The organism is Enterococcus sp. 12F9_DIV0723, assembly GCF_002174375.1.
Taxonomy (GTDB): Bacteria; Bacillota; Bacilli; order Lactobacillales; family Enterococcaceae; genus Enterococcus_A; species Enterococcus_A gilvus.
Window position 1 is genome coordinate 420,161 of record NZ_NIBK01000002.1, and the last position, 15,165, is coordinate 435,325.

At 43.4% G+C, this 15,165-nt stretch carries 17 protein-coding genes; 6 read left to right on the plus strand and 11 right to left on the minus strand.

Annotated elements, in window-relative coordinates:
- The first annotated feature begins 38 nt into the window (after positions 1-38).
- Positions 39-773: a DUF5131 family protein gene (locus tag A5868_RS15115; RefSeq protein WP_086304537.1), complete on the plus strand. Its 735-nt coding sequence runs from the start codon at positions 39-41 to the stop codon at positions 771-773.
- Positions 774-825: 52 nt separating this feature from the next.
- Here A5868_RS15115 and A5868_RS15120 read toward each other — a convergent pair whose 3' ends face one another.
- Together A5868_RS15120 and A5868_RS15125 are read right to left on the minus strand one after the other, a co-directional pair.
- Entirely contained in the window at positions 826-1,026 is a 201-nt protein-coding gene (locus A5868_RS15120) for a DUF4177 domain-containing protein (RefSeq protein ID WP_010778617.1), read from the minus strand.
- 159 nt (positions 1,027-1,185) lie between these two features.
- A complete protein-coding gene (locus A5868_RS15125) occupies positions 1,186-2,757 on the minus strand; it encodes an Nramp family divalent metal transporter (protein WP_086304539.1) in 1,572 nt (523 codons plus the stop codon).
- Positions 2,758-2,917: 160 nt separating this feature from the next.
- Between A5868_RS15125 and A5868_RS15130 the strand changes: the two genes are divergently transcribed.
- Complete coding sequence (locus tag A5868_RS15130) at positions 2,918-3,361, plus strand: hypothetical protein (RefSeq protein ID WP_254908330.1); 444 nt, start codon at positions 2,918-2,920, stop codon at positions 3,359-3,361.
- A gap of 104 nt (positions 3,362-3,465) precedes the next feature.
- On the opposite strand, the gene A5868_RS15135 is transcribed toward A5868_RS15130, so the two are convergent.
- Together A5868_RS15135 and A5868_RS19115 are read right to left on the minus strand one after the other, a co-directional pair.
- Entirely contained in the window at positions 3,466-4,995 is a 1,530-nt protein-coding gene (locus A5868_RS15135; RefSeq protein ID WP_010778614.1) for an ABC-F family ATP-binding cassette domain-containing protein, read from the minus strand.
- Between the two features lie 516 nt (positions 4,996-5,511).
- Positions 5,512-5,658 carry a hypothetical protein gene (locus A5868_RS19115; protein WP_010778612.1) on the minus strand — a complete coding sequence of 49 codons (147 nt, stop codon included), beginning with the start codon at positions 5,656-5,658 and terminating at the stop codon, positions 5,512-5,514.
- Positions 5,659-5,823: 165 nt separating this feature from the next.
- On the opposite strand from A5868_RS19115, the gene A5868_RS15140 reads away from it, so the two are divergent.
- The gene (locus A5868_RS15140) at positions 5,824-6,219 is read left to right on the plus strand and encodes a nuclear transport factor 2 family protein (protein WP_086304541.1); all 396 of its coding nucleotides are present in this window, start codon (positions 5,824-5,826) and stop codon (positions 6,217-6,219) included.
- Positions 6,220-6,296: 77 nt separating this feature from the next.
- A complete protein-coding gene (locus tag A5868_RS15145) occupies positions 6,297-6,962 on the plus strand; it encodes a helix-turn-helix domain-containing protein (RefSeq protein ID WP_086304543.1) in 666 nt (221 codons plus the stop codon).
- Positions 6,963-7,037: 75 nt separating this feature from the next.
- Here the strand turns inward: A5868_RS15145 and A5868_RS15150 are convergent, their stop codons facing one another.
- From A5868_RS15150 to aspD, 3 genes are all read right to left on the minus strand, one after another.
- Entirely contained in the window at positions 7,038-7,586 is a 549-nt protein-coding gene (locus A5868_RS15150) for an ECF transporter S component (protein WP_010778609.1), read from the minus strand.
- Positions 7,576-8,394, minus strand: coding sequence for a bifunctional hydroxymethylpyrimidine kinase/phosphomethylpyrimidine kinase (gene thiD / locus A5868_RS15155; RefSeq protein ID WP_086304545.1), 819 nt, complete (start codon positions 8,392-8,394; stop codon positions 7,576-7,578). Before thiD ends, A5868_RS15150 begins: the two co-directional genes overlap by 11 nt.
- A gap of 186 nt (positions 8,395-8,580) precedes the next feature.
- A complete protein-coding gene (gene aspD / locus A5868_RS15160; protein ID WP_086304547.1) occupies positions 8,581-10,176 on the minus strand; it encodes an aspartate 4-decarboxylase in 1,596 nt (531 codons plus the stop codon).
- Positions 10,177-10,517: 341 nt separating this feature from the next.
- Between aspD and A5868_RS15165 the strand changes: the two genes are divergently transcribed.
- A complete protein-coding gene (locus A5868_RS15165; protein ID WP_086304549.1) occupies positions 10,518-10,772 on the plus strand; it encodes a hypothetical protein in 255 nt (84 codons plus the stop codon).
- A gap of 166 nt (positions 10,773-10,938) precedes the next feature.
- On the opposite strand, the gene A5868_RS15170 is transcribed toward A5868_RS15165, so the two are convergent.
- Together A5868_RS15170 and A5868_RS15175 are read right to left on the minus strand one after the other, a co-directional pair.
- Positions 10,939-11,673, minus strand: coding sequence for a YdcF family protein (locus A5868_RS15170; protein ID WP_086304551.1), 735 nt, complete (start codon positions 11,671-11,673; stop codon positions 10,939-10,941).
- Positions 11,674-11,770: 97 nt separating this feature from the next.
- Complete coding sequence (locus A5868_RS15175; protein WP_010778603.1) at positions 11,771-12,031, minus strand: DUF6442 family protein; 261 nt, start codon at positions 12,029-12,031, stop codon at positions 11,771-11,773.
- A gap of 303 nt (positions 12,032-12,334) precedes the next feature.
- On the opposite strand from A5868_RS15175, the gene A5868_RS15180 reads away from it, so the two are divergent.
- Positions 12,335-12,949, plus strand: coding sequence for a histidine phosphatase family protein (locus tag A5868_RS15180; protein WP_086304553.1), 615 nt, complete (start codon positions 12,335-12,337; stop codon positions 12,947-12,949).
- A gap of 518 nt (positions 12,950-13,467) precedes the next feature.
- Here A5868_RS15180 and A5868_RS15185 read toward each other — a convergent pair.
- A complete protein-coding gene (locus A5868_RS15185; protein WP_086304556.1) occupies positions 13,468-13,962 on the minus strand; it encodes a GyrI-like domain-containing protein in 495 nt (164 codons plus the stop codon).
- A gap of 74 nt (positions 13,963-14,036) precedes the next feature.
- Positions 14,037-14,945 carry a GIY-YIG nuclease family protein gene (locus A5868_RS15190; protein WP_254911053.1) on the minus strand — a complete coding sequence of 303 codons (909 nt, stop codon included), beginning with the start codon at positions 14,943-14,945 and terminating at the stop codon, positions 14,037-14,039.
- Between the last annotated feature and the right edge of the window lie 220 nt (positions 14,946-15,165).

The window sequence follows — 15,165 nt, forward strand, 5'->3', positions numbered from 1 at the left end:
AAATTTGTTAAGATAAAAAGAAAAGGGCAGGTGGGTATATGGCATTTTGGAATCCTTGGCGAGGCTGTCGTCGAGTCAGTGAAGGGTGTCGCTACTGCTTTATTCATGAAGGCGACAAAAAAAGAGCGGTTGATACCAGTAAAATCGAAAAGTCCGCGCAATTTGATGCACCGATCAAAAAAACGAAAAATGGGTACAAAATGAAGGGCGGTCAAAATGTCTACGTATGTTTTTCTAGCGATTTCCTAATAGAAGAAGCCGACGCGTGGCGGGGAGAATGTTGGCAGATGATCAAAGAACGACCAGATTTGCAGTTTATTTTTTTGACAAAACGCATCGAGCGCTTTTTATCTGTTGTGCCGGAGGATTGGGGTGACGGGTATGAGAATGTCACGATCGGGGTTTCTGTGGAGAATCAAGCGCGGGCAGATCAGCGATTGGCGCTTTTACAAAAGCTTCCTATCAAACACAAGAATATTATTTGTCAGCCGTTGATCGAAGAGGTGACGATTCAGAAGTATCTAGACGATATAGAATTAGTGATGACAGGCGGCGAATACCATCGCGAGGCGCGTCCGCTGGCGTATGAATGGGTATTGAAGCTGCGGGAAGAAGCAGTAATGCGGGGGATTCCCTTCGAGTTTCGTCAATGCGGCACGCATTTTATAAAGGACGGGCGATCGTATCAACTGAATTATCGGCAATTATTTTCTCAAGCGAAAAAAGCAGAAATCAACTGGTATCCAGAGGAGAAGGCACCCACGAATCGTTAAAAGAAACTCAAAAAAAGCTGCCATCATTGGCAGCATTGACTATAAAAACGGATTATCGTGCCTTTTTGAAGGTGATCAACGTAGCGCCTTTGAGCTGTAACGAGGTAGACATGTAGGAGTAGGTGACAAGCTCCCAGCCTTCTTGTGCTCGTTGATTGATCAAGTTATCCAATTCGAAAAGGTCGCTGTCTTCAGCTTTGTCTGTCGTCCATTTGGTTTTAGTGTATAAAACTTCTGATTTGTATTCGTACATGATACGCTTTTGAAGTTTATTTGTTCTTCCTCATTTTACTATAATTAAAAACTCATTTGCAATGAAACGAGCAGTGATTTCTACTACATTTGTTCACTTTGAAGTCAAAAAAGTTCTTGGAACCCTTAGCGGTGTCCCAAGAACTTTTTTTGCAGGTATTTAATCGTCAAACTCTTCCTCTAATTCCTTTGCTGCAAGAGCGACGCGTTTGTTGCCTTTGTGGAGTTCCACGATCGTCCAGAGAAGCAGGGCCAGAACAGCGGCGATCAAAACATACGCAATCGTATCCGCTGTGGCGATCTCCATGGTTGATGGGCTGTCGCCGAAGAAGCCTTCGACTTGGCTTGGCAGACCAATCAAATTCAAATAGGTCAATCCGATTACGGAAACCCAGCCAAGCAATTGAATGATTCGTTTGTTTTTGAAACGTTCGCCCATTTCCGCCGTGCTATTGGTCATCATTAACAGCGGCAGCATGGAAAATGGCAGGGCAAAGGCCAAGAAAACTTGTGAATTGTTCATGAGGTCATTCAGCGCTTCGTGTTCTTGTACGATCGTGTCACCCCGTGTGAGCATCACACAAATCAATACAGGGATCACCGAGATCAGCCGCGTTACTAAACGGCGCAGCCAAATCGGCATCCGCATGTGAACGAAGCCTTCCATAATAACTTGTCCGGTCAATGTTCCTGTGATCGTCGAATTTTGGCCTGAAGCCAGAAGTGCGACAGCGAACAACGTGGACAATGCACCTGTTTTCGCGACGCTCATCAAGATCCCGTTGCTCATCGTCGCTGGATTTGACAAGGCTTCATACAATCCGAAGAAAGAAGGGTCTTTCACCGTTCCTGTTTTAAAGACAGCCACACCCATGATCAAGAGCAGCGCATTGACTAAAAAGGCCATCGACAGTTGAATATTTGAATCCCAAGTAGTGAAGCGCACAGCACTCGCCACTTCTTCTTCATCGTCATGGTTGACCTGGCGCGTTTGCGAAACAGCTGAGTGCAGGTATAGATTGTGAGGCATCACTGTCGCGCCGATGATTCCAAGGGCGCCAGTCAACGGGGTTTGTCCGCCGATCGCCGGTTCATTGGCGAAGGTGCCGCTAGTCGGAATGAATCCTTTAAAAACTTCTCCCCAGTTTGGATCGGAGAGTGCTACTTGATAAATAAAGACGAAGAGAATCACGAAGATCAAGCAGACGACGATGGCTTCGATTTTTCGGAAACCGACTTTTGTCAGCAGCAGCAATAAAAAGACATCGAATACTGTAATAAAGACCGCGATGACCAGTGGAATATCAAACAGTAAATACAACGCGATGGCTGCCCCGATGACTTCCGCGATGTCTGTTGCCATGATGGCTAATTCCGTCAAGATCCAAAGGACGATCCCCAAGGCTTTGCTTGTCCTCGCGCGGATGGCTTGTGCCAAGTCCATTTGAGTGACGATCCCTAATTTTGCGGCCATGTATTGCAGCAGCATGGCAACTAAGCTGGATAGCAAGATGACAGACATCAATAGGTATTGGAAATTTTGTCCCCCAGTAATAGAGGTCGACCAGTTTCCTGGGTCCATATAGCCGACAGCGACGAGTGCTCCCGGTCCAGAATAGGCGAGGAGGGTTCGCCAAAAGCTTTTTCCTTTTGGTACTTTGATCGTACCGTTGACTTCCTCTAGGGAAAGTCCGTTTGTATGTTCTAAAATGGGACGTTTATTCTTACTCAAGAAGCTCCCACCTTTCTATAAACTTTTCTACGTTGCAATCATACACCCAAAATCAGGAAATGAAAAGAAAAAAATTCGGTATACCTAAAATTTTTCGAGAGCATATTTCTTTGTCATGAATTCCTTTTATTTTACACTAAAAGGAAGAAAAAGAGGTGGAATGATGACAGCGTGGCATACACAGCTCGATGGGACTTGGGAGATCAAAGGAACGACATTTCCCATGTGGCTGTCTGAAAAGCGAAAACGTCCGCGGATTACCTATAAGCGGATAGAAAAAAACACAATAGAATTACTGGATTTGGTGGAATATGAGGCAAAGGACAAAACGAAGCAGATCAAAGGGATCGACCGCTTGAAAGATGGGCGATTTGTCTGGCGCGGATTAGGCCTCTTGAAGGTGTTGACGAGTCAATGGCAGGTCGTGACGATGAAGGGGGACGTTTTAGTGATTCGTTTTGAGAAGTCTTTGGTTACTCCCGCCGGTATTGATATTTTAGTGAAAAGCGGGGCAGAGGTTCCAAAATTACGTGAACGAGTGGAAAATTACCCTGAAAGCTTCGGCTTAAGTGACGAAGAAAAGGAAACACTTCAGTGGCTTTAAAACGCGTGTAGAAAGTAAAAACAGAAAATACTTTACAAACGCAAAGTAAAACGGCGAATTTCTTTTCATTAGGAAAGAAATTCGCCGTTTGGCTTTCTTTTTGGTTATTGACTGATCTCGATCACGCGATCGGTCCAGTCTTGATAGAAGCCTTCTTCGTGGGAAACCACGATGACTGTACCAGCGAAATTCGCCAAGCTTTCACGCAAGCTGTCTTTTGTCGCTTGGTCGATGTGGTTTGTCGGTTCATCGAGAATCAAGAGGTTGCCTTTTTGCATAGTCATTTGACACAACTTGACTTTCGTTTGCTCGCCACCACTAAGTGTGCTGAGAGGTTCCTGTGCCAATTGGTTTGGCAGACCTGCTTTTGCTAAATGCTTCCGCAATTCTTTGACCGTTTCTTTCGGGAAATGATCGCTTAGGTATTGCAGCGGTGTTTGGTATGGGTTTTCCCATTGAAGATCCTGTTCAAAATAATTGACCTTTGTATTCGCTGGAAAATGGAATTCCCCGTCGAGTTTCGGGATCGCGCCAATCAGAGTTTTTAATAGCGTCGATTTCCCGATGCCGTTAAAGCCGCGAATCGCGACTTTTTCGCCGTAACGCAGGGTAACGTTGATCGGTGGCAGCAGCGGTCGTTGATAACCAATCTCTAAATCGGTCGTTTCAAGTGCTAATGTCGTTACGATCGGCGCATAAGGAAACTCGAAGTGTGCAATGGCATTTGAAGAAGGCGGCGTTAACCGTTCGACCTTGTCTAATTGCTTTTGCCGACTTTTCGCCATCGTTGAACGAGAACCCGCCTTGTATTTGCGGATGTAGGCTTCAGTTTTCTCGATTTGTTTCTTTTGTGACGCATATTGCTTCATATAAGTTTCTTGGAATTGTTCCTTTTGCTTTAATGCCTTCGTCAAGTTCCCTGTGTACTTGGTCAGCTTGCCGAATTCGATATCCGCGATGTGGGTCGTGATTTGATTTAAAAAGTCCCGGTCATGTGAAATAACCACAAACGTGCCTTCAAATTCCTGTAAAAACTGACTCAACCACGCCACGTGTTCATCATCTAAATGGTTTGTCGGCTCATCCAAAATAAGAACGTCTGGTTTTTCCAGCAATAATTTTGCCAAGATCAGCTTCGACCGTTGCCCACCACTCAAATCTTCCAGCGGCGTGTCCATGCCTAAAACATCCAAGCCCAAGCCGCTGCTCATTTCAGCGATCAAGGTGTCGATCTGATAGAAATCGCCTTGGTCCAATTCGGTTTGAAGCTTGCCGGCTTTTTCCAGCAGCTTGTCCTCCATGGATTCGCCGTACTCCATGTAAAGCTCACCGATTCTGGCTTCTTTGGCAAAGTCTGCCGCATACGCCGTTTTAAGAAAATCCTTGATCGACAGCGTCGGATCGACTTCCACATACTGATCCAAATAACCGACATGGATATTTTTTTGCCAAGCAATGGTGCCTTCATCCGGTAACTGTTCTCCGGTAATTATTTTGATCAAGGTACTTTTTCCCGCACCGTTTTGTCCGATCAGGCCAAGATGTTCCCCTTTATTCAAATGTAATTCTAAATCCTCATACAGGATCTTGTCGCCAAATTGTTGGGCGATCCCTGTTAAATCTAAGATACTCATGTTTCTCCTACTTTCTTACTCAAATTCCCATCATCTAATAAAAGGAGCAGATAGTCAAGAAAAAAAGAGCCCTTTTTCAGGACTCTACCACTTTTTAAAGCTGCGCAGAAAAGAGGTAAACAATGATGTCCGAAAGAACATCGATCATTTGTCCAAAAGTTCCCACTGCCCAACTGATCATGCTGTTAAAGCATTCCATCAATAGATTTATCATTCAATCTCCCTCTTACTGAAACAAACTAGAAATCCAGCCAATTGGATAAAGGGACAGATGCAAGGTCACATGGGCCAACAAATAACTCACAGCGAAGAATGGAAATAACAATTTTTTCATAATTTTCAACCTCCGTAATTTTTTCGTTGCCTTAGTATAGCTTGGAAGAGGGGCAAAGAGACATGGATTCCCCTTATGGTAAACGAACAATTATGTAAGATGACGACACAAAAACGCCTCTGCTTTCGATTTACAAGCAGAGGCGTTTAACTATAGGCTTCATTCATTGAGAGATGCGCTCCTTAAGCAGATTTTTTTAAGTCGTAGATCGCTTGTTCAATGGTGATTCCAGTTCCTTGTTGTCCAGTGAGGGTAGAGTAAACGATAAAGATGTTCTCTTTTAAATCAAATGTCACACGGTACGGTTTTTCTTGGTCAAAAAAAGTCATGTTTTTTCCTCCTTTCTTTTAATAACAAAGTTACAAATAAAAGTATAACACATTAGAAGATAATAATAAAACGATTTTGTATTCATAAAAAATTTTTAATTATTTAAAATTTGGTGTGTGGAATGCTTGGTATAATAAAAGAAAGAACTTTTTTTGGAGGAAACGATGAGAAAGAAAATTATAGAACAGTTTGTGGAGGCGATCAATCACCAACAGGTGCCGGACATTATTGTTCTGATGGCGGAGGATTTTCAATTTATTGACACGTATGGGAATCGTGAAGCTAAGGAAGACATGGTGTCTGGGTGGTCAGGGTATTTTGCTTGGTTTCCTGATTACTTGATTGAGGTAGAAGACTATGTAGAAAATGACAGCTTCGCGGTGATCCTTGGTCGAGCAAGCGGGTCCTATTTAGGGCAGTCAGAACGACATTGGGCATTTCCAGCAGCATGGAAAGTCGTCGTGGAAAAAGAACAGATACTGACGTGGCAAGTTTTTTGCGATTCAAAAAAACAGTTAGATTCGATGCAGGAACATGATTCTACAAATCATAGAGTGTGAGAACGCAGGATTCTACAACGAATAGGTAGCTTCTATCGTTGATTCTTTTATGATAAAAGGAGAAAGGGGTTTGGCAATTGGACATTGGAGAACAAATCAAAGAACATCGCAAACACGGTGGATGGACACAAAAGGAGCTGGCTGAGCGGCTCAATGTTTCTGACAAGACGATCTCAAGTTGGGAAACGGGGCGAACGTATCCCGAACTGACCTTACTGGTAGAGCTGAGTGAACTCTTCAACGTGTCATTGGATAGTTTATTGAGGGGAGATGTGAAAGTCGTAAAAAAGATTGATAAGGATATTCGGCTAAAAAAAGTATATAGGACTATTCTCATTGGGATGATTCTTGCCTTATTCGGAGGAATAATCTTTTTGACACAGTATCAAAATCAAAATCAGTGGGTGGATCGGTTGAATCCGTTTATGAAGATGAACATCGGGTATGCGACACTGCCAACTTCCGTAACTTATAATGGCGGAAAAAAATATCGAGAAGATGGAAAAGTGCCACAATTTCCCGATCCTTACAAGAACATTTGGGTTGCAGATGACCCTTTTGGTGAAGGAATGCTTCTAGATTTTCAAGGAGGGCAAGCGCCAGAGGGAAAAAATTATGCATTGGTCCAGCATAAGGGGACCTATGTGAAGAGAATCTCGTTTATTTCTTGGAAATCCATCCCAGGAGTGTATCGCGACATCATGAGTGAGGAATACTATGAAGTTCCATCGATGAAAGAGTAAAAGAGCGGCTAACAATCAAAGTGTTAGCCGCTCTTTTATAAGCTTTCGCCCCTGCCAAGGACATTTAGTATAGCATTAAATCGGCTGATTGTGAAAAATCATCTGCATCGCCCGGCGTAGAGCAAAGAACACAAGGCTGACGATCAGAATAGTAGAAAAGATATTGATCACGGTCGCAGGCATCGTGGCGATCGCCGCAAAGAAAGCGGGCTTTAACTGGGCACCAGCGATCAGCCCCATGACGGTCGCTTTTATCACAGACATGATAAATTTTGCGATTCCTGCTGAGATACCAATAAGGATGATTTGATAGACATGGGTCGGTTTCTTTTTAAATAGAAGAAACACGACATAAGCGGCAGCACCTACGACAAAGCTCTCGATCAGAAAATAGGGTGCTTCGGTGGCAAAGCCGTTTAAAATATCAAAAATAAAAAAGCCGATCCCGCCTGCCAGCGAGCCTTGCCAGTACCCAATCAAGAGTACCCCCAACAGTACGACCGCATTTCCGAAATGGATAAAGGCGCCTGTGGGCAAAGGAATCTTGATCATGGTCCCTATAAAGGTCAATGCCGCAAATAATGCGATCAATACGAGGTTTTGAATGCGTTTGTCAGTCTTCATCAGTAAGCTCCAATCGTTTTTCTCCGTGGGTGTACGCGCCATGCCCTACATGACCGACATACGGATTGATTTTTTCTCCCATAGCAATCGCCGCCTGAACGAAATCAATCGCCAGCTTGATAGCTTGTTCGATGGGATAGTTTTTCGCGATCGCAGCTGTGATCGCTGCCGCGAAGGTACATCCGGCGCCATGATTGTAAGGTGTATCGATGACGGGATGAGGATATCGGTGGATCGTTTTTCCATCGAAATGAAGATCGACAGTTTCTTTTGCATCTAATCGAGCCCCGCCTTTGATTACCACGTTGGGCACACCAAGCAGGGCGATTTTTTTGGCAGCCTGCACCATCTGAGCTTCAGAGGTTAGTTCTCCCATTTCGGATAAGATGCCTGCTTCTCTCAAGTTCGGAGTAGTAATGAGGGCATGCGGCAGTAATGTTTCCTTTAAAGCTTGGACTTGATCGTTTTTGATAAAATCCTGCGTCCCTTTGCCGCCGATGACCGGATCAACGAGAAGCGGCCGATCTTTAGGAATCTTCTCACTGACGAGGGCGATGATTTCTTTAGAGGGTAAAAGCCCCGTTTTGATCGCATCGATCGGACCTGCGAAGACCGAGGCGATCTGTTTCTGAATCAGCTCGAGCGGGAGGGCATGCAACTGATGGGTCCCGTTTGCTGGATCAAGGGTGACGATCGAAGTGATCGCTGCTAATCCAAAGGTGCCGAATTCTTCAAAGGTTTTTAAATCTGCTTCGAGTCCGCCTCCGCCTGTGGCGTCGGACCCTGCAATTGTTGCAACTTTTTTCATAGAGAAACGCTCCATTTGTTTTTTTATAGCATATCTTTTTACGGATTCACTGAAAACAGCCAATTGGATTTGTTTTGACTCAGCCAATTGGCGACTGTACTTAGTAGAGTGTACCACTAGTCAGAAAAAATAGAAAAACATCTCCTTCAAAAAAACCTCGAGCACAGGGCTCAAGGTTTGTGAAGGTTATTTTGTTTTCATCCATTGGTCGCGGATCGTATCTGTCAATCGAATGATCCGTTTACCGACTTCTGGGTATTGATTGGTGGCTAAATTCGCTAAGGACACCCGTACCGCCCATTCGCTGCTTCCGAAGGCGTTAGCTTTCAGCAGCATCAATTGTTCTTTTTCCGCTAAGGAAGTCAAAACTTTGGTCACGGTCCATTTGTTTTTCAAGTAATCCGCGAAGTCATTGCCGTAACGTTTACGAGACCAATCTTCGTAGTTGATCTCACAGTAATAGGCCGTGTCTAGATCTTCTAAGGGTTCTTGCAACCCAAGAGTGCTGAAGAGTAGTTTTTCTCGTTGGCGGCAAATATCCATAACTTCCGCTTTGTAGGCTTTTCCTTCATCTAGCAAGCTGTATAAACTGAACATCACCATCATGACTTGCTGTGGTGCGGATAGTCCCGAAGCGTGGTTCAATGCGACGTCCCGACTATCGGCAACGATCCGATCAATAAAAGTGATCGTCGTTGGATCAGCGGTAAGGGAAGCATATCGTGCATTCAATCGGTCGATTTGTTCTTGCGGCAAGTTCGCGATCAATTCATCAAATAAATTATGTTTGGCGACAGCGATGGTTCCGACACGCCAGCCGGTCGCACCAAAATATTTTGAATACGAATAGATGCAGGCGGTGTTGTAAGGAATCTCAGAAAAGAGCGACGTGAAGACAGGAACGAATGTCCCATACACATCATCCGTCAAGATCATCAATTCTGGATTGTCTGTTGCAACGATGTCCTTCAATAGATCAATCGTTGGTTGCGCCAACGCATTCGCAGTTGGGTTGCTTGGGTTCACGACAAAGACGGCTTTGATGTCTGAATCCCGCAGCTTGTTGATTTCTTCGTCCGGGTATTGATAGGTCATTTTGCCGTCGACCATTGTTTGTTTTGCTTGGACCTTGACGATCTCAAAGGCATACTTCGGCAATTCTGGAATTTCCAAGTAAGGCGCGAAAGTCGGCAGCATCAACGCGATTTTGTCTCCATGATTCAACAGGAAATTATTGAATAGGGTATCAAAGATGTAGCAGATGCCTGCGGTTCCGCCTTCGACTGCAAAAATATCGAAGGGGATCGTGCTGTCAGAAAACAGCTCCTGATTCAAATAGGCTTTGATGGGTCCTTCGCAGGCGGTCAAACACCGTACGGGGTTCGGATAATTATCGCCGATGATATGATCCAGCATCTCCGTCAACCATTCTTCCTTTGGCATGCCAAGGTAGTTGTTGTCAGAGAACCAAATCTTTTTCAAGAAGTCGGCGCCTTTTCCAGGATGAGCTTCCAGAAAATCAGCGAAACGCTGGCTGCGGCCCGCATCTGTTTGGATCATTCCAGCAGTCAATTCGCCCGTGCCGTACAACGTTTCTTGTGTCGCAAATTGTCCAAGTAAAAAGAACGCTTCTCGAGGAGTAGGGGCTGTCCAGTTGGGATTCCCGCGTCCGGCATTCAGAAGATTAGTAACATGTTTATTTTCATGAATCTTTTGTTCCAAAAAGAGACTTAATTCAAAGGGGCTTAGTTCTTCTAAGGCTTGTTCAGTAAGTGTGGTCACAAATACGACTCCTTCTACGCTATAGTTTGACTCCATAGTAACGAGAATAATTTTTAATACAGCGTAAATACGCTTAGAGTTCATGAGAAAATTTCTGTTAAAACACAAAGAAATAAAGGGTGTTTTCTTTCATAAACTGCTGAGAAGTATGTGGCTGTAAGAAGGGGATCGCTTACAGAACTCTTAGAATGAGGTGTTTAAGGAATTCTTATAATAGAAGATATCAGACTTTCGACCCATGAAAATAATATAAAAATGAGGCATACTATATCCATAAGCTACCCATCCTATAAATGAATGGACTAAAACGATAGATAGTTGTAGTAAAGGAGGAACTTTAAATGGATCAATTGATAGCTATTGCGTTTATCGCGTTGCTGGTTTTCTTTGTCGTCAAGGTTGGATCAGTTTTATGGCGTATCGCCGGCGTGCTGTTTTTGCTATTTATTATTTATGTGTATAAAGATCAAATGATTGCGCAAGCGCAAAATTTTGTCGCGAATCCGAATTTCGGCGGGTTATGGCAAAGCGTGTCAGGTTTATTCGGAGACTTATTCGATAAGGTCGCAGGCTTCGTCGGAACCGTGATCGAGTAGCAGCTAGAAGTTCTCCTTTTCGAGAGCTTCTTTTTTTACATATGGTTGAGAAAATGGGTGTAATGAACGGAATCAGGACAGCAACGACCATTTTCAAAGTACGATCAGGATACAGAGATAAAAAAATCGGCAACAGACAGGAGAATTGACTGTCTGTTGCCGATTTTTATTGTCGTGTGTTATTCGCCAGATACTTCTCGGTCCGCCGATAACTTGCCAAGACGTCTCTTGGGATATCCACGTGGGTAATAAAACCTGTTCCTTTTGGTCCGTAGCCCCGTTCATCGTCGTTCAGCCGCCGAATCTCTCCTAGGACAAGGGATAAAAAGTATTCCTTGTCCCACCAAGTGTCCATCGCCGAATTTAAAAAGTGAGGCGCTGTATCCATCGCGATCAGTACAGGCTGCTCAAAAATGAGAGGCTGAATCGCGGACAAGGGCAGTCGCCATTCTTTTGCAAAGGTCACGTGGGTCCGCTTTTGGAGTAACGGGTCTTGAACGAGCCAAAAATTTTTCGGCGGGTCCTCTGGGAAGATCTCGTGAGAAAAACGGGCGTTTTCACCAGTGTTTGTTGATTGTTTTTCCAACAACATCGTGAGGGGACGTTTGCAGTAAAAGGAAAAAATTTCCTGCGTGATCTCCGCCTCTGAGAGCGTGTCCCATTCCTCACGAACAAGGGCAGGGTATTGCTTTTTACAATTCGCGATCAGCGGCCCCGTGCCGTGACCGACACCACCGACGAAAAGGACACGCTGAATCTCCGTTTCTTCTTCGCAAAAGCGGGCTGTAGAAACGATCAAATCAGGCAGGCTGTTCCCCGCGAGTATTAATGTATCCGAGTGAAAGGTTGGGTTCTTCGGACTCGTAGTAAGACAATCCACCAACACAGCTAAATCAAGCATCGTGTCCTCCTTAAACAGGTATCAAAAATTCCTTCTATATATAGTAGCAAACTTTCAGGCAGAAAAAAACTGCTGGTACGAAACCAGCAGAGAAGAATCAAAATAAGTACCGGATAAAAAAGAAAATACATAAGAGAAAGAGGACGACAGATAGTGTTAACCAAGACTTTTGTTTGATCCAAAGAAATTTCCCGTAACAAAATGCAGCGGCAGCACCCGTAAAGAGACTGATCAGATCCATGTATTCGCCATGCTCGACTACGCGAGCAAGCATCAGGATGCTGAAAAGTATCAAACTAAAAATTCCTGAAGTAGCTAGTGCTAGATCAGTACTGGTTTGTTTGCGATCTTTTTCCATGTGATGCCCTCCATTCAAATAGATTTGTTGGTTGAACTAATTTTTTACTTAATTACGAGTTAATTCCTTCTATAATTTAAGTTTTCAATCTCCTTATATAAAGGGAAAACCGTTCAATATAAGTTTTGGTAGTTGTTTTCATTATAAATGAATCCGATTACAATGTCACGCTGTAAAGAACTTACTATTTAATAAAATAGTTATTTTTTGGGATCGTTCCTCTTTTTGGTCTCATTCACTGAATAGTAGTGTATACTAGATGGGAACATTTGAAGAAGGACGATTGAATAGGAGTGAAGAGGTGTGACAGAATTTTATTTTGTCCGACATGGGAAAACAGAGATCAATGCGGAAGGGCGTTTCAATGGTGGGACAGTCGACTCCCCGCTGATTGCTTCTGGTGTAGAAGCGACAAAACGAATGGCGCAGCATTTGAAAAACGTGCGCTTTGACCGTGCGCTGTCTTCTCCCCAAATGCGGGCACAAACGACGGCGAAGATTATTTTAGCGGCGAATGATTCCCCGGTAGAGCTGACAGTCGTAGAAGGTCTGCGGGAAATGCGGTTAGGAGATTGGGATGGTGAGAAGATCGATCGAATCACGGCGACCTATCCAGAGGATTTGAAAAATTATCGGACACGTCCAGATTTGTTTGATGCGCAAAAATTCCATGGGGAAACCTATGAGCAGTTGATCGCTCGCAGTACGGCCGTCATTCACGAAGCGGCGAAGGCCTATCCAGAGGAAAAATTATTGGTCGTCAGTCATGGAATCTTATTGATGGCACTGCTAAATACGTTAAAGGGTGCGCCACTTGCTAAAATTCGGGAAAGCGGCATCGTTGATAATTCAAGCTTGACGCGTATGACGTATTCGGAGGCAGGCGTGCATTTCGATGCGTGGGGACAAACCTTCTAAAAAGTAAAATGAGTAATAATGAAGAAATGTCCGCCCATTTTTGATCATGTAAATAAAAAGGGATGTTTTACGAAAGATAATAAACTTTTTTATATCCTTCAAAAAGAACGAAGGAATATTTTGAAAGTGTAATCCAGAAAAATCATGTGACGATTATAGTTATTTTTGGAACGATATATTTCATTTGTGTGACAAAAAATGCTATTTTTGTTTTCGGTAAATAGCGGTCGAATCGCTTAATTTTTGCTTATAAATGATCAATTAAGAGAAAATTAATATTCGGTGCTTCTCCTTTTCTAAGAATCAACCGTCAACAACTTATAAATAACTTTTAAAAAACTCTTTGATGTGTTCATTCAAAGTGTTTTTTTATTTTACGAGCAAAGGGTCTTTTAAGAGATAAAAGAACGTTTTTATGTTTTAAGAGAGCCTCCTTTTGAGGCTTAGAAGCCACAAAAAAGCCCTTCGCCGAATAGCAGGAAGGGCTCTCATTTTATTCTAATGAATGGATCTGTCGGCTAATTTGCTATCAGATCTTTTCGTTTTGGACGGTAGGTCATCTCGATCATTGTTTCCTGATCCTCTAGTGGCACCGAAGCGTCTGTCAAAAAGTATTCGTAGCTTCGGAAGGTAAAGATGCCGTTCTCTTGCTTGATCGCGTCGATCAGACCTTCATAAGAGTCCGCCAAATCTTCATAATCGCCAACGTACAAGGTGCGTACGGCTTGATAGCTTGGCAGCTCGTAACTTTGAAATTTTTCTGTTGAAGGGATTTCTTTGTTAATGGGAAAGCCGATCTCGATACTCAAGAGTTCATCTCGCGGCTGCCCTTTATCGTCTAAGTTCAAATAGGAAACAAACGGTGTTCCTACGAGCTCAGCGTCGTTTTTTTGAATGTATTCTAATAGTTCGACAAAAGAGGTTCCGATGAAATTTGGAATGTGCTCACGTGAGAGGTGAGTGGACATCGAAACGATTATTTGCGCAGGTTTGGTGATCTTCTCAATTTGCATGGTTCTCCCCCGTTTCATAAACGCCTACGCTGATTGTAACAAGGAATGAAATCGAATACAAATGGGAACCCCTTCTAATCCCCCTCAAAAGCCTGTACCTGCCCGTGTTTATTCAAGTAATTGAAGAAGAGAGGGAAGAGATCGACATCTGATTTATCTAGTCGATCCTTGGCTTCAAGCCGCTGCCAAGTATTCGCAGAAACGGCTTTTTCCATACGCTTTTTGGCTTGCTCGAAGGTAGGCTCTCGCCGATAAACGACACGAGTCAACAGCTCGCCTTTTGCGTATAAGTAACAATAGTAGTGTCCATCCTCAGGCAAGATCCCTACGAAGGTCTTGTTTTGCATGATCTGGATCAATTGTTTGTTGCGGCGTAAGAAGCGCTGGACGGTCAAGTAATTGTTCCACCATTGATGCGAGGATTCGTAATCGTGTCGCGCACTCGCTGCCTGGACTCGCTCATCGATTCGTGTCAATAACGCCGTGGATTGCCCTAAAAGGGTTTCCTTGATTTCTTGGATGCGCAAGTCAAATTCTGCGTCAGGACTGATCTCACGATAATCCTTGACGATTCCTGCCACGTACTTCAAGGGGCCATCGAGGCGGTAAACACTGTTGATGATCTGCTTTAATTCTTGAATTTTGCTTTCTTTGAAAAATGGACCGATCACTAAACCTTTATCGGACCATTCATTCAACACCTTTAAGTAGGGTGTCTGGTCAGTAAATTGAAAATAGCCATAGCTTTCGTAATGATTCATCACACGATTGTATCGAGGACGTATCTGATGAATCAAATGGCATTCTAATAAGAGAGCGTCGAATTCTGTATCGGTCAATTCGACCTCCACATCGTCGATCCAGCGAACCATTTCTTGCACTTTTCTAGAATGCTGGCTGTTTTTAATAAAGTAAGAACTCACACGTTGTTTTAAATTTTTTGCCTTTCCGACGTAGATAATTTTCCCTTGCGTGTTTTTCATCTTGTAAATTCCAGGTGTTTTCGGCAGGCTTCTGATTTTTTCTTTTAGCAATTGATCACCTCGTTTGTTCGAATGGACAAAAAAGATTTCTAAACGACTTTTAAAAAGGTGGTTGTGGAATCTTTTTTTTAACTATTCGGAAAATAATTGAAAAATAGGGCATTTTGGTCTAAATCCGTAAAAAATAATCTAAAATATCAAAAAATAGGAATCGTTAACA